This is a genomic window from Mesorhizobium erdmanii (assembly GCF_013170725.1).
GTDB lineage: Bacteria > Pseudomonadota > Alphaproteobacteria > Rhizobiales > Rhizobiaceae > Mesorhizobium > Mesorhizobium erdmanii.
The window spans coordinates 284,313-300,263 of sequence record NZ_CP033361.1; the positions used below are offsets into that span (position 1 = coordinate 284,313).

The 15,951-nt window shown below is 62.5% G+C and carries 15 protein-coding genes; 8 read left to right on the forward strand and 7 right to left on the reverse strand.

From position 1 onward, the window contains the following. Positions 1-7: 7 nt before the first annotated feature. The 4 genes from exoK to EB233_RS01330 all read right to left on the reverse strand — a co-directional run bounded on the left by exoK (position 8) and on the right by EB233_RS01330 (position 3,936). The gene (exoK, locus tag EB233_RS01315) at positions 8-889 is read right to left on the reverse strand and encodes an endo-1,3-1,4-beta-glycanase ExoK (protein WP_081294156.1); all 882 of its coding nucleotides are present in this window, start codon (positions 887-889) and stop codon (positions 8-10) included. A gap of 150 nt (positions 890-1,039) precedes the next feature. Continuing rightward, on the reverse strand, positions 1,040-1,438 hold the full coding sequence (locus tag EB233_RS01320) for a hypothetical protein (protein ID WP_064990380.1): 399 nt from the start codon (positions 1,436-1,438) through the stop codon (positions 1,040-1,042). Between the two features lie 286 nt (positions 1,439-1,724). Next, entirely contained in the window at positions 1,725-2,747 is a 1,023-nt protein-coding gene (locus EB233_RS01325; protein WP_027052704.1) for a glycosyltransferase family 2 protein, read from the reverse strand. Between the two features lie 64 nt (positions 2,748-2,811). Then, complete coding sequence (locus tag EB233_RS01330; protein ID WP_064990379.1) at positions 2,812-3,936, reverse strand: nucleotidyltransferase family protein; 1,125 nt, start codon at positions 3,934-3,936, stop codon at positions 2,812-2,814. Positions 3,937-4,452: 516 nt separating this feature from the next. Between EB233_RS01330 and EB233_RS01335 the strand changes: the two genes are divergently transcribed. The 6 genes from EB233_RS01335 to EB233_RS01360 all read left to right on the forward strand — a co-directional run bounded on the left by EB233_RS01335 (position 4,453) and on the right by EB233_RS01360 (position 10,323). Then, positions 4,453-4,605 carry a lasso peptide gene (locus EB233_RS01335; protein WP_010913078.1) on the forward strand — a complete coding sequence of 51 codons (153 nt, stop codon included), beginning with the start codon at positions 4,453-4,455 and terminating at the stop codon, positions 4,603-4,605. Between the two features lie 134 nt (positions 4,606-4,739). Next, entirely contained in the window at positions 4,740-5,039 is a 300-nt protein-coding gene (locus EB233_RS01340) for a PqqD family protein (RefSeq protein WP_064990378.1), read from the forward strand. Between the two features lie 88 nt (positions 5,040-5,127). Further along, entirely contained in the window at positions 5,128-5,538 is a 411-nt protein-coding gene (locus EB233_RS01345) for a lasso peptide biosynthesis B2 protein (protein ID WP_244277710.1), read from the forward strand. Next, on the forward strand, positions 5,535-7,457 hold the full coding sequence (locus tag EB233_RS01350; protein ID WP_064990376.1) for a lasso peptide isopeptide bond-forming cyclase: 1,923 nt from the start codon (positions 5,535-5,537) through the stop codon (positions 7,455-7,457). Before EB233_RS01345 ends, EB233_RS01350 begins: the two co-directional genes overlap by 4 nt. Beyond that, complete coding sequence (locus tag EB233_RS01355) at positions 7,454-8,470, forward strand: phosphoenolpyruvate carboxykinase (ATP) (RefSeq protein WP_064990722.1); 1,017 nt, start codon at positions 7,454-7,456, stop codon at positions 8,468-8,470. Before EB233_RS01350 ends, EB233_RS01355 begins: the two co-directional genes overlap by 4 nt. An 8-nt stretch (positions 8,471-8,478) precedes the next feature. Then, complete coding sequence (locus EB233_RS01360; protein ID WP_064990375.1) at positions 8,479-10,323, forward strand: ABC transporter ATP-binding protein; 1,845 nt, start codon at positions 8,479-8,481, stop codon at positions 10,321-10,323. A gap of 23 nt (positions 10,324-10,346) precedes the next feature. Here EB233_RS01360 and EB233_RS01365 read toward each other — a convergent pair whose 3' ends face one another. Next, positions 10,347-10,622, reverse strand: a complete 276-nt coding sequence (locus tag EB233_RS01365; RefSeq protein ID WP_027052711.1) for a hypothetical protein — start codon at positions 10,620-10,622, stop codon at positions 10,347-10,349. Positions 10,623-11,222: 600 nt separating this feature from the next. On the opposite strand from EB233_RS01365, the gene EB233_RS01370 reads away from it, so the two are divergent. Continuing rightward, positions 11,223-11,900, forward strand: a complete 678-nt coding sequence (locus EB233_RS01370) for a sugar transferase (protein ID WP_027052712.1) — start codon at positions 11,223-11,225, stop codon at positions 11,898-11,900. Between the two features lie 93 nt (positions 11,901-11,993). Then, a complete protein-coding gene (locus EB233_RS01375; RefSeq protein WP_064990374.1) occupies positions 11,994-13,253 on the forward strand; it encodes a polysaccharide biosynthesis/export family protein in 1,260 nt (419 codons plus the stop codon). A gap of 152 nt (positions 13,254-13,405) precedes the next feature. Here the strand turns inward: EB233_RS01375 and EB233_RS01380 are convergent, their stop codons facing one another. After that, on the reverse strand, positions 13,406-14,719 hold the full coding sequence (locus EB233_RS01380) for an O-antigen ligase family protein (RefSeq protein WP_064990373.1): 1,314 nt from the start codon (positions 14,717-14,719) through the stop codon (positions 13,406-13,408). Between the two features lie 336 nt (positions 14,720-15,055). Beyond that, positions 15,056-15,883: an SDR family NAD(P)-dependent oxidoreductase gene (locus EB233_RS01385; RefSeq protein ID WP_064990372.1), complete on the reverse strand. Its 828-nt coding sequence runs from the start codon at positions 15,881-15,883 to the stop codon at positions 15,056-15,058. Between the last annotated feature and the right edge of the window lie 68 nt (positions 15,884-15,951).

Genomic DNA, 15,951 nt, shown 5'->3' on the forward strand with positions numbered 1-15,951 from the left:
GGCCGGTTCAATTGGTCTTTCCCAGCTCTTTTACGCTGCAAACGAGCGATTCGGGAAACTGGCAGGGCTCACCCAGCGCGGTGAAGGCGACGCGCTGGACCTGCAGAGAAAGCTTGCGGCCCGGATCCTCGAACGCGCCCATCCAGCCTTTCATGGTGTCGCTGCCCCAAAGGCTGAAGAAAATCTTCTGCGCATGGCTGGGCAGCTTTGCCGGGTCGGTGATGGTGTTCACCAGCTGGCCGTTGACATACCAGCGCAAACTGTCCTTCTCCCAGACGAAGGCGTAGTCGTTGAAGGCCTTGTCGGTGCCGCCCGGCACCTCCACCAGCTTCTCGTTCTTGCCCTTGCCGGCGATATAGGCGTTGACCTGCACCTTGGAGGTGTCCTTGGTCAGGATCTCGAAATCGATCTCGTCCCAGGGTTGTTTGTCGGACGGACCGATATAGGTGAAGAACGCCGCATTGAGGCCGGAGCCTGTGTCGGTCTTCATCCTCGCCTCGTAGGTGCCGTAGCCGAAGCGCTGCTTGGTCTGGATCTCGCCGCAGGCGAACTCGCGATCCTTCAGCTTCTGCTTTTCGAAGCCGAGCGACAGCACGCCATCGGAAAGCGCGACCAGTCCCTTCGACCAGGTGCAATTCTGATGGCTGCCGTTGTTCCAGCCATCGGACACATACCAGCGCGAACGATCGAAGCTTTTGAAATCGTCGACGAAAGAGGGGGAGGACTGGATATCCTGTGCATGGGCAGGGACCGCCGTGAGGCAGCCAAGAGCGGACAGCAACAGCGCACCGAGCAGACTCAATCGCCGCAGGCCGGCTTTCCCGGCCAGCCGCGCAATGGGCGATGCATCAATTGCCGTCGTGGACGTGGTTTTCGAATCCGAACTCATACCAACTCACCTTTGTGCTGTGCGTCCCCGACCCAAAGTCGACGTTTGAACCGCTTCCAAACGGGCCAACCTTGGCCTCTTGCTTGACCTCTCCCGAATTCCCTCTCCTGCTTTGCATCACACCTTCGAAGGCGTCCCACACCTTCATCGTCACGCGCGGCCGGCGCCCGCGGGCCTGGCGGAATCGACCCCGGCCGGATCGGACGCAGCACCCTCGTCGAAGACCAAATCCAGCGAATGGCGGAGCTCCTTCATCATGCCGTTCTGCCGCGACAGCGCCGCGATGCGGCGTTCGCTATTCAGGATCGATTCCGTCAGCGCGCTGACTTCGGATGAGCGCCTGTCGGAAGCGGAGCCGTTCTCCATGGCTTCGACGAGAAAGGCGGCGTTGGTCGCCGTCTTGCGATAGCGGCTCTCCAGGCCGGTTTTCTCGGCCTCGATCTCGACGGCGATCTGCTCGAACAGCTTCGCCAGCCGGTCGAGGCGCGCAATGTCGACCTGCCGGTCGCGGGCCGGATCCCTGGATCTGAAGCCGAATATCGAGGCCATGGGCTTAAATTCCTGTCATCGCCGGCTTAAGTCCGGGCTGCTGGCCGATCCCCGCAAGCGGGGCTGAAAAACGCGTACCGCATCATCCAACTCCACGGACGGGAGAGACTTGGGACCAATCCGATCGGGGGCCAGTTCGGCTGGTCGTTCTATTTGCTGCACCGCAACATAGACTGCCATCGTCAGAGCCGTGAGGCAACCACCCAATTCGTAAACTCATAAATCCGGTGGAAATGGTTTGCGCGGGGCGCGTGCCGTTGGCGGGAAACCGGGCATCGCCAGAGTCCTACCGTTCCTTGCCCGCGCTGGTGCCGGCCATCAGGAAACGCAGCGGCGGCACGCGCTTTTGCCCGGATACGAGGCCAACGCGCCGAAACAGCGCCTCGAGCTTGTCGGACGCCACGCCCTGGACGATGGGGACCAGATTGGATTGACTGGCGAGAGCATACGCCGCTGCCGAAGCCAGCCCGCGCTCGGCCTTCACGTCGAGGAAATTGCGCAGCCGGTATTTGTCGCGCACATGCCTCTCGTGCCGCCGCAGCACCGCCTTGGAACCTTCCGGCAGGCTGTCGATCGCCAACAGCGCCAGATCCGCATCGGCGAGCCGCTTGAGGTCCTGCGTCTTGTGGCGGCCACTGAGCGAATCAGCGCGCACGATGGCGCCGTAACCGCAGGAGCGAATGACCTTGAATCGCGCTCCATGGGCGACTGCCCGGGCGTAGAGTTCATAATCCTCGCCCAGCCGCAGGCTCTCGTCGTAGCGCAGTCGGTGCCGGTCGAGGAAGGCGCGGCTGATCACCGGCTTCAGGAAGCCAAGCTCACCCCTTTGCACGCGGCGCCTGGAGATGTTGCCTTCCACGAAGCGCTCGAAGTCGAGGAATTCCGGATCGGCGGCAAAATCGGGGGCGACGATCTTGGTTGCGTCGCCTGTGGCATCATCCCTGATGAGCATGATGTTGTCGGCCGCGAAATCCCAATCCGAGGCGGCAAACAGGTTGCGGAATCGGCCCTCGAGGAAGAAGTCGTCGGCGTCCAGAATGCTGATGAATGGCGCTTTCGAGCCGGCGATCGCGGCATTGCGGGCGAAGGACGGGCCACGATTGACCCCGAGGCGCATGACCGCGAGCCGGCCGCTGCCGTCGTCGGCGGACCGGGCGACCTCGGCCGTGTCGTCGGTCGAGCCGTCGTCGACGACGACGACCTCCGTCACTTCCGGCTCGCGCAACGCGGACGCGATAGCGACCGCGATCGTGGGTGCCGCATTTTTGGCCGCGATAATCACGCAGACCTCTGATTTCGTCATCGACATGGGTTTGCCTCTTGCACAGGTTCCGATCTGCCCTCGCCCTGTACGTATTGCGACGCCACCGCCATCACGGACTGGCGGGTCGCTCGAAGATACGGCGGCTGATGTCCGCCGACGCCGCCCAGCCAGCTTCGGCCAGATAGCGGACGGGAGCCCGGCCGCACAATTCCCACAACACCGTTCGCCGCTGCGGCCACCGCAAGGATGACAGCCACGGCGCGATGACCATGTTGAGCAGGTCCTCATTGCCGATGCGCGACAGGATCGGCTTGGCCCGCTCCGACAGCAGCGTGCCGGTGCCGCCCAGCAGCACATCAGCGGCGCGCAGGCCGAGCAGCAGCGTATCGTCCAGCCCCTGGCTCACCGCCGCATCGAGCACACGCTGCTGATCGGCCTCGTCGAGACGGTTGGCGCTGGCCCTGATATCGCAGACATAGCCGGCGCAAGGTTCGCGGTTGAACAGTGCCTTGGCAACACTGATGCAGGACAGCATCAGCGTATCGGCGACCGAGGTGAACGGCACTTCGGTGCCTGTGATCTCGACCAGCCGCTTGCGCCGCAGGAAGCCGTCGGCATCGCGCGGGCTGGGCGAGCCAGGCTGCTGGAGCCGATAGTGAAGGTCGACCGTCGAGAGCCCGTTGCCACGGACCATGTGTTGTTCTCCAAGGAAGCGGACCCACCAGACCGAGCGCGACTTGCCGGCAACCTCATAGCCGATCGAACGCAGCGCATCGCGGGCTCTTGAGAAGCCGGCCGGGGAAACCAGTATGTCGACATCCCCCGAAGGCTTCATGAAATGGTCGTCGTAGAGCAGATGCTGCTGGAAGGGACCTTTGAGAAAGACGAAATCGATCCGCCTATCGCGCAGCGCCTGGTGGATCGCCATCGAATCCATGAGGCAGGCGGCGTTCATCGAAACCGTCCGCCGGCGATAGGTGTCGAGCCAGCGGAAAAGCTCTGCCGGCCTGTCGCCCGCCGGGGCGCGCGACAGCGCCTTCAGAACGAAGATGGCGACTTTATTCAGCCTAGCGATGTCGGCGACGACGGCATCGGAAAGGTTCGGCGTCGACACGTCGCCCGCCGAGGCGGTTCGACCCGCGAAATACAACCGCAGGCAGGCCTGAACATAGGCAATCTCGTCGGCGCAGTCCGCCGCCCGCAGTCGTTCATAGGAACTTTCCGGCAAGGCCATTGAGCGCATAATCTCCAAAATACGGTTTGCGCGGCGCGTATGCTGCAAGTGCGAAGCAAAGCATCCTCAAAAACCTCGGCGCCGTAAAGCCTTTCCTTTCGCAGTGCGAGATTTTGCAACCAGAGCGTTTGTCGACCTTTCCGACGATCGCGCAATGAACTATTGGATTTCAGGTCCTATCGAGACGTTTAGTCCGTCCATCACCACGGGTCGGCTAAAGTAAACCCGTCTTCTTAGGGATGCCTAAAGAAGCATCAGCTCCACGCAGTTTTTACGCAGGCAAAGTCAATTGTTTAAAGAATCAGCAACGCAAGGCCCGTCCGTACGTGGTTTCAGCCCGAAAGAGGCGAAATTGTGAGCAATCCGCACACGCATGGTGACGTCCGCAACCCACAATTGATTAACCAGAGGTAAATCAGGCTTGACTCATAAATGTTGCCATGCAGCTATTGCAGCGCAGCATGAAAGTGCTGACGGCACTCGACAGGCCGTTTCCAGTCCTCATTGGAGAGTAAAATGGAACAGAATGTTGAAAAGCACGAGTACGAAACGCCCAGCCTGACGGTACATGGTTCGATCGAGACCATCACCCAGGGCGGTGGCGGCAGCACGGCAATCGACGCGTCCTTTCCGGCGCATACCCCGATTGGCGATCTGACGTTCTCCTGAGACTAGCCTGGTTCTGGGGGAGTGACGTTGGGCCTCCAGGATTGAAGACCGTGAATGGAGCCGGGGATGAAAATCCCCGACTTTCCCTTTTTGAAATGGCGATGCGTAGACCGTGTGTTGCAAGAGGTTTTGGCATGAACTGGAACCCATCCGAGCACGATACCGTAAGTGCCATCAAGGACGCCGTGGCTTGCCAATTCGGTGACGGCCTCGCGCTTCTCAACCTGAAATCCAATATTTATTACAGCCTCAACGGCGTCGGTGCGTTCATCTGGGAGTTGATCCAGGAGCCGAAGACGATCGGCGATATCCGCGGCGCCGTGCTCGAGCGCTACAATGTCGACGCCGAGCGCTGCAAGGCCGACGTCGACGCCTTGCTGAAAGGCATGGCCGAAAACGGACTAGCAAGGCTGCAGCATGAGGCACTCGTCTAGGCAGGCTCCGCAAAAGGCCATGATCTCGCAGCAGAAATATGCGACGGACCAAAAAAAGGGGCCTGCGAAACGCCGGCCTGGCCAGGGCTTGACCAGGGTTTTGTCCCTGAGCGGCTCGGAAGCCCTTTTCCTCTGCCAGTGCCTGCTGGTGGTCGCGACTGTCCGGTTGGGACTGACATTGTTCTCGTACAATCGCGTTCGTGGCATGGTGACCCGGCTCAACGCCCGCCAGTGCGCCAGTATGGGCGAGCTACGGCTCGTCGCCTGGGGGGTCGCCGCGGCTGCACGGTTGGTGCCGCGCGCCACCTGTCTTACCCAAGCGCTTTCGGGCCAATACATTCTGGCGCGCCAGGGCAATGCCTCCAAGATCCGCATCGGTATCGAACGCGGCACGGGCGAGCAGTTGAAGGCGCATGCCTGGCTGGTCAGCGACAACCATGTCGTGCTTGGCGGCTCCGTCGATGGGTTCGCGCATCTGGTCGACCACGGCAGCCGATGAGCGGCGTGGCCGGAATCCTGCTGCGACAAGGCCCCCCGCCTGCCGATGCGGCGGCCGACATCCAGCAGATGCTGGCCCGCATGCGCCATCGCGGCCCCGACGGAAGTTCATGGTGGCTGGGTGCCGGCATAGCGCTTGGCCACGCCTGGCTCAACACCACGGATGAAGCCGGCCCCGGCCCGCTGACCATGGCCGGCGGCAAGCTCGCCATCACCGCCGATTGCCGGCTGGACAATCGCGACGAGCTGATGGCACGGCTCGGCATACGCGACAGGACGGTGGCGGACGCGACGTTGCTGATGCGGGCCTATCTGCGCTGGGGCGAAGCCAGCCCTGTGCATCTGCAAGGCGATTTCGCCTTTGCGATCTGGGACGCCGAGCGGCAGCTGTTGTTTTGCGCGCGCGACCATTTCGGGGTCAAGCCATTCTACTACCACGCCGCCGACCGGCGTTTTGCCTTTGCCTCCGAGATCGGGCCGATGCTTGGCCTCGATGGGGTCGGAGCACGCATCAGCGAGCGCCGCATTTCGGGATTCCTGGCCGGTCTTCCCGACGACCCGCAATCCACGCCCTACAGCGATATCTTCAGCCTGCCGGCGCGTCACAGCCTCACGGTCAGCGCGCAACAGGTGGTGCTGCGCCGATACTGGCAGATCGAGCCGTCGGCGCGGCCGCTGCGGTCGGATGCGGCGGAGGAATTCGCCCATCTGTTTTCGCAATCGGTGCGCAACCGCATGCGCGGAAGTCAGTCGATCGGAGCGATGCTGAGCGGCGGCCTCGATTCTTCCTCGATCGCCTGTGTCGCCGGCCTGCAGAACGCCGCCGAGCGGAAGCCCAGGCTGCCGACCTTCTCGCTGATCTTCGAGAAGGGCTCGTCGATGGACGAGCGGCCGTTCATCGATGCGGTGCTCGATCAGCAGAAGACCGATCCGACGCTGATCCCTGTAGGCAATTATGCGCCCTTTGCTGAATTCGAACGGGTGCTGGAGGAGCAGGAAGGGACCTTCCTGGCGCCAGGACTGACGCTGACCCGCGGCATCTACCGGACGGCCGGCGCCAAGGGCATCAAGGTGCTGCTCGACGGCCATGGCGGCGACGAGGTCGTTTCACAGGGACATGGCCATTTGCACGAGCTCGCCAATGGCGGCAGGTGGCTGGAGCTTTGGCGCGAGGTCCGCAGCGCCTCCAACACCTATGGCGACAGCACGCTCGGCCTTTATTTCCTGTTCCTGACCCTTTACGGGCCGGCCTGGCGGATCGCCAGGCTGAGACAGCTGGCGAACCGAGCGCTGAACAAGATACGCAAGCCCACGCAAATGCAGCGCGGGCGCGGCTGGCGCGACCTGATCAATCCGGACCTGGCCAGGCGGACCGAAATCCTCGACCGCTTCCACCGGGCTGGTTACATGCCGCCCGGCATCCAGGCCAGCGACGCGCTCAGCCATCGCTGGATCCTGACCAACGGCTATGTGCCGCACTCTTTCGAGGTGCTCGACAAGGCGGCCGCCAATTTCGGTGTCGAGCCGCGCTATCCCTTCTGGGACAAGCCGCTGGTCGAGTTCTGCCTGGCGCTGCCGGGCGAGGAAAAACTCAGCCACGGCTTCGGCCGCTATGTGCTGCGCCGCGCCATGGAGGGCACCCTGCCGGCGGCGGTGCAGTGGCGGCGCACCAAGATCGATTTCACCGCCAATCTCGTCAACGGCATGGTGCGCAACCACCGCGACCTCCTGGAGCAATTGCTGGTCTCGGATGCCGGCCGCATCGCGCCCTACGTCAACCTGCCGCAGGTGAGTGCCGCCTATGCGCGGCTGCTGCGCCAGCCCGACCGGGCAGCGCCCCTCGATGTCCAGTATGTCTGGCGTTCTGCCTCGCTGTCGCTGTGGCTGCGGCAGGTCCAGCACAGCAGGAGCCCCGCATGATCCCTCGCAACCAGCCGCTCGCCATGCACCTTGACGATCTGCATCCCCATGGCGGGATGATGCGCGAACGGCGTTACTACAGGGCTTATGGCCTGACCGTCGCATCCGACGTGGCATTGCCAGAGCTGGAACCGGCGGAGCCGGCTTGCCCCGATATCTTGATCGCCATCGGCACGATCGACATGCCGAAGCCTTCGCCCGAAGTCGCGACCGTCTTTCGCTTCGAGCCGGACCGGCAATATCTCGCATGGCATGCCGTCGGCGCCTTTCTGATCAGCGATTGCAGCCGCATCGACATCGAGCCGGCGCCCGGGGTCGACGATGCGCTGCTCGCCTTCCCGCTGCTCGGACCGGTCATGGCGCTGTTGCTGCACCAGCGTGGCCTGCTCGTGCTGCATGCCAGCGCCATCGCGGTGGCCGGTAACGGCGCCATCTTCATGGGCGACAAGGGGGCTGGCAAATCGACAACGGCAAGCGCGCTGATCCGGGCCGGTCACGATCTGCTTACCGACGATGTCGTAGCGCTCGATCTGACCGGCCCGGACGCGCCGATGATCGTTCCGGGATTTCCGCAGATCAAGCTCGCCGCCGATGCCGCGGCGGCGATTTCGCTCGGCCGAGCCGAGGCGCGCCCGCAAGCGCATCCGGCGATCGAGAAGATGCAGCATCGCCTGCACGGCAACTTCTCCGGCAGCATGGTGCCGGCGACCAGGATCTACGTCCTTCAACGCGGTCAAAAGGCAGGGATCACGGCCTTGCCCGGCATCGCCGCCCTGCCGGCGATCATCAAATTCTCCTACGTGACGCGTTTCGGTCGCGCGGCGCTGTCCGGCGATTTCGCGGCACTGCATTTTCGCCAATGTTCAGCAATCGCTAACCATGTCGGCGTGTTCCGACTGGAAGTTCCAACCGGCCTGGACAGGATTGGCGAGGCCGCGGAGCTGATCGAGACCGATCTGGCGACCGGGAACCTGGCGACCGGGGACCTGGCTACTGGCCGTCGGCAGCGGTGAGCGCAATCATGTCGAAGTCCTCCATCCTTCGCCTGTCGCTGTTTCGCGATGTCGCCGCATTCGGCGCCGTCATCGCCCAGATCGGCGGACGGCGGACCTGGACGGCGCTGCTGTTCCTGATCCTCGGCAGCCTGACGGAGGGCATCTCTATCCTGCTGCTGGTGCCGCTGCTGCATCTGGTCGGGCGCGCCGACCAGGATTTCGCGGTGCGGTTGCCGAACAATGATTTCATACGCTGGCTGGTGCCCGATGGAACGCTGCAACTGACGACGGTGCTGTGCGCGCTGGTCGGGCTGGTTGCCGTGCAGGCCGCGTTCAACCGGTTCAAGTCGGTCTACATGGCCAGGCTTCTCTTCGATTTCATCAACCGCTTGCGCATCAACCTGTTCGAGAGCATCGGCAAGGCGCGCTGGGGCGTGTTCTCGCGCATGCGCAGTTCCGATCTCGACCATGCCCTGACCGGCGACATCGATCGCGTCCAGGGCGCCGCCTTCTCGCTGCTGATGCTGGTGCAGATCGCCGTGCTGTTGGTTGGCTATCTCGTGATTTCGATGTTCATCTCGCCGGTGATGACGGTGTTTGCCATCGTCATCGGCATCGTGATGTTCATAGCGCTGCAGCCGTTTCGGGCGCGCGCCACCGCCTTCGGGCGCGTCCTGACCAGCAACCGGCAAGATCAGTACCGCACGGTTTCGGAATTCCTCGGCGGCATCAAGGTGGCCAAGAGCCTGAATGTCGAGGCCAGCTATTTCGCGCAGTTGCAGGCGACGCTGGAAAAGATGAAGGCCGACAACATCGACTATGTGCGCAACAGTTCGATCGGCACCGCGGTATTCCAGGTGGCGAGTGTCGTGGGTCTCAGCCTGTTCATCTACGTGGCGTTGGTCCGCTTCAACCTGTTGCTGGCGGAAATCGTCGTGCTGCTGCTGGTTTTCATGCGCATCGCGCCGCGTTTCATGGACATGCAGACGCAGGCCCAGCAGGTGCTGATCAACCTGCCCGCCTATACGGCCATGCGCAGCCTGCAGGCCCGCTTCGACGCGGAGCGCGAGCCGGGCCATGCCGAAGCCGGGGATGCCGGAAAACTGCCGCTCGATACCGGGCTGAACATTCGCGGCGTCTCTTTCGGCTACGAGGACGGCACAGGCAAGGCAGTGGTGAGCGACATCACCTTCGGGCTGCCGGCCGGCAAGGTCACTGCCCTGATCGGCCCCTCGGGATCGGGCAAGAGCACGATCGCCGACATGCTGCTCGGCCTGCTCGAGCCGACCGATGGGAAAATCCTCGTCGACGGCGTCGAGATCGACGCCAGCAATCGTCGGCGCTGGCGCGATCAGGTGGCCTATGTCCCGCAGGACGTGTTCCTGTTGCATGACACGATCGCGGCGAATCTGCGTCTGGCCGCTCCGCAGGCCAGCGACGACGCGCTATGGGCCGCGCTGCGCGCCGCGCATGCCGGCGAATTCGTCGAACGGCTCGACCAGCGGCTCGACACGATCGTCGGCGATCGCGGCGTGCGACTCTCCGGCGGCGAGCGTCAGCGCATCGCACTGGCGCGCGCGCTGCTGCGCAAGCCGTCACTGCTCATCCTCGATGAGGCAACCAGTGCGCTCGACTGGCAGAACCAGTCGCTGATCGCCAGGTCAATCGACGGATTGCGCGGCGCGATGACCATCCTGACCATCGCCCACCGGCCATCGATGATCGCCTTCGCCGACTGGGTGGTGGCGATGGAGGACGGCCGTGTCGTGGAAGTCGGACAATATCAGCGGCTGAAGGCGAAGCCGGCGAGCCGGCTATCCCGGATGCTTTCGGGAGAGCAGTCGGAGACCGAGCCCGCCAATGTGGGTTGAGGCCGATTCCTTCGGACAAGGACCTAATGCAGGCTCCGCCGGGCGTTGCCCAGCTTCTCGCCTTCGGCCACGTCGGTCGAGTTCAGCTTTCTCTCGGCTTCACGCAGCCTGTCGGCCGGCGTAGGCGCGCTCCTGGCGATCATGGCATAGACGAGGATGAAATAGCCGGCCTGGATGACCACGGCACAGATGATGACGCGCAACAGCGTCGTGCCCAGCGAAGCCCCGCCAAGCCAGGACCAGGCGACCACGATCGCCAGTGCGAAAACCATCCCAACGATGAATTTTGGAAGCGACATACCCAACAGCCCATAAACCGGCTCGGGTTATATCCAACGATAGCCCCACCCGAGCGCCGTCCCTTGTGATGCGGGCTTGTTAAACCACCCGCTGTCGACCGGTTGCTTCCGGCCTTTCAACCTGTCGCCACTCTGACAGGTATAATTTGCAATTCTATTAAGGCGAGCAGAAGGCAGCAAGGGCAACCGCACATATTTTTGATTGAGCTAGCACGATCGACTCTGCCATGCTGCAACGCACCTAACCGCATTGGACACAACCTGTGGCTACCAGGTTTCTTCAGTACAATCTACAATATTATGTAGTATTTTATGTTAATAGTTGCGAACACAGCGTCTTCCTAAAGCTCTAATATGCCCCATCACAGGCCTGAGAGAACGCCTTGCCCGGAAAGCGCCCCAAAAAGGCCCCGATTTTTTTCCTCTTGCCCATTTGTTGTCACAAATTTGCTAAGCATCCTGAAAAATGTGCACCACGAGCTTATTATTTAGTCAATTCATGACGTGACTATTTCAAGGGGCTGGGAAATTGTGTGTTGCGCTGCAACATTTTTTTGATATCTTGCGGTAAACCATTCGTTCCACGCATGGAGTTTTCGCATGAGGGATATCGCCAAGTCGGCCACGGCAGGCTTTTCGCAGGCTGACACCGACTTTCCGCCGCCGATCGGCGGCCTCATCAAGCGCAGCTTCGACATTGTCGGTTCACTGGCTGGTCTGATCGCTCTCAGCCCGCTGTTCGTCATGATAGCGCTGCTGGTCAAATTTTCCGACGGTGGATCGATTTTCTACGGTCACCGGCGAATCGGTCGCGGCGGACGGATTTTTCCGTGCCTGAAATTCCGCACCATGGTTCCGGACGGCGACAAGGTGCTGGCCGCCTACCTCGCCACCAATCCGGAAGCCAACGCGGAATGGATCGCGACCCGCAAGCTGAAGAACGATCCGCGCGTCACCCGCGTCGGCGCGGTGTTGCGGAAGCTCAGCCTCGATGAACTGCCGCAAATCATCAACATCCTGCAGGGCGACATGAGCCTTGTCGGGCCTCGCCCGGTGGTGCGCGACGAGTTGGAAATCTACGGCAGCGCCGCTGTGTATTACCTGAAGTCCCGCCCCGGCCTGACCGGCTTGTGGCAGGTCAGCGGCCGCAACGACGTCTCCTATGACAGCCGTGTCGCTTTCGACCGCCATTATGTCGAGAACTGGTCGCTGTTCGGCGACGTTCGCATCATCATCAAGACCGTGCCGGCCGTGTGGATGTCACGCGGTTCTTACTGACCGGCCGCCGGCTCCAAGTTATCAGGCATCCGGGCGGCAAGCTCATCGGGCGATGGGGCTAAAACGGATCGGAACGTTCAGTTGAAAACAGACATGTTCGAAGCCTTTGGCAGCGGCCGCTTTCCCGGCCGCTCTCGGCTCATGGCCACATGCCTTGCGGCGTCGCTCGCTTTTCTTCCCCAGATCGCCGCGGCTGACGAATACCATCTCGGCTCGCAGGACAAGCTTACTATCCGCATTGCCGAATGGCAGACCGTCGAAGGCACGTTCCGCGACTGGTCGGCGGTGAACGGCGAATACACGGTAGGCCCGGGCGGAACGCTGTCGGTGCCTTTCGTCGGCGAGTTGCCGGCCGCCGGCAAGACCACGGCGGAGGTCGCGGCGGCCATTGGCGAGGCGCTGCAGCACAAGCTCGCTTTATCGGACAAGCCCGAGGCCTCGGTCGAGATGGCGCAATTCCGGCCCTTCTATATTTCGGGCGAAGTGCAGAACCCCGGCCAGTTTCCCTACGTGCCCGATCTGACCGTGCTGAAAGCGATCAGCGTCGCCGGCGGCATCCGGCGCAACTCGGACTACGGGCCGCAGCTCGGTAAGGACCTGGTTACGGCCAAGGGCAATTTCGATATCTCCGACGACCAGCGTGTCCGGCTGCTCGTCAGGCGCGCCCGCATCGATGCCGATCTGGCCGGCAAGGCGAGCTTCGAGCCGCCGCAGGAGGTCGAGGGCGACCCGAGGCTGCCGACCATCATCGCCGACGAAATGACGATCCTGACGGCGGATCAAAAAGCGCTGAAGCTGAAGCTCGAGGCGCTCGACGATCTCAAGGGGGTTTTGCAGGCGGAAATCGAATCGCTGCAGAAGAAGATCGTCAATCAGCAGAAGCAGGTCGACCTGGCGCAGCAGCAGCTCGCCAGCATCGGTCCGCTGGCGCAGAAGGGCCTGGTCGCCAATGCGCGGCTCCTGGATTCGCAGCAGTCCGTCACCGACCTGCAAGGCAAGATCCTCGATTACGAGACGGCCATCCTCACAGCCAAGCAGGCGATCAGCAAGGCGAAGCAGGACGCCATCGATGCCCAGAACACGTTGAGCTCGAGCCTCGCCGCCGACCGGCAGCAGACCGAAGCCGACCTGAACGAGGCGGCGCTGAAGGTGAATATGCAGAAAGGCCTGATCGCCCAGGCCAGCGATCCCGCGACGACAGCCGCCATCACCAACGGCCAGCAGCCCACCCTGCTCTATTCGCTGGTGCGCAATGTCGATGGCAAGACCAGCGAGATCGCCGCCAAGGAAGACACGCTGGTGCTGCCCGGCGACGTGATCAAGATCAAGCTGGCGCCACTGGCCAGCCAGTAAGTGTCTGGCTTACGGGGCGATCCCGCGCTTTCGATCCATAGCGTAAAAATTCCAACCTCCGTCAGCCCTGCCTGGCGGAGGTTTTTGCGATTTCAGCCGCGAAATTATAGAGCGCACCGCCGCCGCGCCGTTCCCGGGCGACAGGCATGGGCTCATGCCTGATCGGCAGCCGCCGAACGACCATGATGCCGGGGCCAGGCCGGCTCGCTCCTGGCCGCATCCGCCTGTTCAAACGTCGGCGCCCAGCGCGTACGGGTAACAGGCAGCCGCGCCAGCTTGAAGTAGCTGAAATACATCAGGAAGGAGCCCATAATGTAGGGGTTGAGGATTTCGACCTCGACGAAGGAGCGGATGAGCAGCAGCACCATCACACCGAAGAGCACAACCGATTCGGCCTGCCAAGCCTTGAAGATCACCGTCGAGACATGGCCGTAGAGCGTGCGCAGCATGATCAGCGCGACCATCACCGCCCCGGTGAAGCCGAGCTCGACCAGCGCCTCGACATAGGTGTTGTGGAAATGGAAGCCGGTGCGGGTGGTGATGTAGAATTCGTTCCACAGTCGCTCGGCCTCGGCGAAACCTTGCACCCAATACGCGGCATAGCCGACACCGAGGATCGGCGAGCGCTGCGCGGCGTTCCAGCCCTGCTCCCACAGATAGGTCCGCCCGGTGAGCGTCGAATCCTTGCCGAAGATGCCGAGGACGAAGTCCATCAGCCCGAGATTGAGAGAAACAACGGCCACCACGACGACGAGGCCGGCGCCGACCAGGAAGATTACGCGGCGATAGCGCCGCGATAAAAGCTTGGTCATGGCAAGAAGCGCGATCAGCGCCAGGACCGCCGGTATCGAGGCCATGGAGGTGGCGGAATGCGAGGCGATCAACACATAGGCCGACAGCAGCACGACCGGCACCGTCAGGATGAAACTCAGCCGGCCGCGTCGCAGAAAAGCAAGAAACACGACGGAGAAATAGATGCCGAGCGAGCCGATGAAGCCGATCTGGTTCTTGGAGGCAAAGGCGCCAACGAAATTGTAGGTGCCGTCAAGCACGTCCTCGGAATAGGCCCCGACCTTGAGCGAATAAACGAGGACGAAGAATATCCCGACCAGGGCGCCGAGCGTCAGGGTCCGCACGCTGACAGTGCGAGCCGCAACATAGGCACAGGCAATGTGGGAAAGGTACTGGACTGCCGTTCTGGCGGTGACGCCGGGCGCCTGCGACCAGAAGATGGAGAAGCAGACATAGGCCGCGAACAAAAGCGGCAGCCAGGCGCCGGACAATTGCCGCAGGAAGCGCCGGTATTCGACCAGGATGAGCGGAAGCCAGACGGCATAATAGGCCAGGATCAGCACTTGGCCGAAAATGACGGAATAGGAGAACGCCCAGATCGAGACGGCCACGGCAAAGGCGCCATAGACCGAATTCTTCTCGGGATCGACCAGCAGGGACTTTGGAATCTTCATCTCAGAGTCCCGTCGACGCGACCCAATCCGGGCTGACCGCAAGCCGGCCGGCATATGCGCAAACAGGGGCGTGCAATAAACGGCATCTCCATTGTGCAGTGCAATATAACCTATCGCACCGCATGCTCAATGGCAAATCCGGGCAATCCGGTCACCTTGTCTTACACCGGCGAACGGGGAGAGATCGGGCGCTAGAGCGGTTCAGCGCTTGATGAAATCGCCGAACCGCTCTAACTCTTTGTTTTTACGCAATTCCCAAGGGGAAGCGCTATGCGCTTCTGCCGGTAAAACCGCTACACACTTTTCCGGGAATTGCTCTGCCCGCCCGCGGCAACGCTACCACAGCGCTCCGCCGGTGACCTGTATGTTCTCCATGGTGATGCCCTTGGCGAGGTCCGAGCACAGGAAGACGGCTAAGGCCGCGATCTCCGACGGCTGCAGCATGCGCTGCTGCGGATTGCCTTTGGCGATCTCCGCAATCGCTTCCCCAACCGAGCGGCCCTTGCCTTCGCGCTCGACGACCTGCGCCACGTTGCGGCGCATCAGTTCGGTCTCGACCCAGGTCGGACTGATCATGACGCAGGTGACGCCATGCGCTGCACCTTCGAGCGCCACGCAACGGGTCAGCCCGAGCAGCCCCGCCTTGGAGGCGCAGTAGGCCGGATTGTCCTTCCAGCCAACGGACGCGGCGGTCGAGCCGATGTTGACGATGCGGCCCCAGCCGCGCTCGATCATGCCGGGCAGCACAGCGCGGGTGGCGCGGAAGGCGCCGGTGAGATTGGTGTCAACGATCTTGTCCCACAGCGCGTCGGAATGACCAACGACCGGCTGCTCGGCCGTGGTGCCAGCGGCATTGACCAGGATGTCGACGGGGCCGATGGCGGCTTGCGCGTCAGCCGCAAACCGGTTGACGATATCGCTGTCGCGGACATCGAGATGCGCGGCATGCACCCTGGTGCCATGGGCCGACAGGGCCGAGCGCACGCGTTCGATCTCGTCGGCTCCGGGATAATAGGCGGCGTCGGATCTGGCGGCGCCGGCGGGCGCGATGTAGGAGCCGACGGCGACATCGGCGCCGGCCTCAGCCAACGCCGTCGCGATGGCAAAGCCCATGCCGGAAAACCCGCCAGTGACGATCGCGCTGCGGCCGGAAAGGTCTGTCATCGCTCGCATTCTCCAATCAATTCGCGACAGACAACCAGCCCAGACGGCTCTTGTCGATCATCCATGGG

Coding starts and splice junctions, on each gene's coding strand:
- exoK (WP_081294156.1), bottom strand. CDS start 889: ATGAGTTCGGATTCGAAAACCACGTCCACGACGGCAATTGATGCATCG.
- EB233_RS01320 (WP_064990380.1), bottom strand. CDS start 1,438: ATGGCCTCGATATTCGGCTTCAGATCCAGGGATCCGGCCCGCGACCGG.
- EB233_RS01325 (WP_027052704.1), bottom strand. CDS start 2,747: ATGTCGATGACGAAATCAGAGGTCTGCGTGATTATCGCGGCCAAAAAT.
- EB233_RS01330 (WP_064990379.1), bottom strand. CDS start 3,936: ATGGCCTTGCCGGAAAGTTCCTATGAACGACTGCGGGCGGCGGACTGC.
- EB233_RS01335 (WP_010913078.1), top strand. CDS start 4,453: ATGGAACAGAATGTTGAAAAGCACGAGTACGAAACGCCCAGCCTGACG.
- EB233_RS01340 (WP_064990378.1), top strand. CDS start 4,740: ATGAACTGGAACCCATCCGAGCACGATACCGTAAGTGCCATCAAGGAC.
- EB233_RS01350 (WP_064990376.1), top strand. CDS start 5,535: ATGAGCGGCGTGGCCGGAATCCTGCTGCGACAAGGCCCCCCGCCTGCC.
- EB233_RS01355 (WP_064990722.1), top strand. CDS start 7,454: ATGATCCCTCGCAACCAGCCGCTCGCCATGCACCTTGACGATCTGCAT.
- EB233_RS01360 (WP_064990375.1), top strand. CDS start 8,479: ATGTCGAAGTCCTCCATCCTTCGCCTGTCGCTGTTTCGCGATGTCGCC.
- EB233_RS01365 (WP_027052711.1), bottom strand. CDS start 10,622: ATGTCGCTTCCAAAATTCATCGTTGGGATGGTTTTCGCACTGGCGATC.
- EB233_RS01370 (WP_027052712.1), top strand. CDS start 11,223: ATGAGGGATATCGCCAAGTCGGCCACGGCAGGCTTTTCGCAGGCTGAC.
- EB233_RS01375 (WP_064990374.1), top strand. CDS start 11,994: ATGTTCGAAGCCTTTGGCAGCGGCCGCTTTCCCGGCCGCTCTCGGCTC.
- EB233_RS01380 (WP_064990373.1), bottom strand. CDS start 14,719: ATGAAGATTCCAAAGTCCCTGCTGGTCGATCCCGAGAAGAATTCGGTC.
- EB233_RS01385 (WP_064990372.1), bottom strand. CDS start 15,883: ATGACAGACCTTTCCGGCCGCAGCGCGATCGTCACTGGCGGGTTTTCC.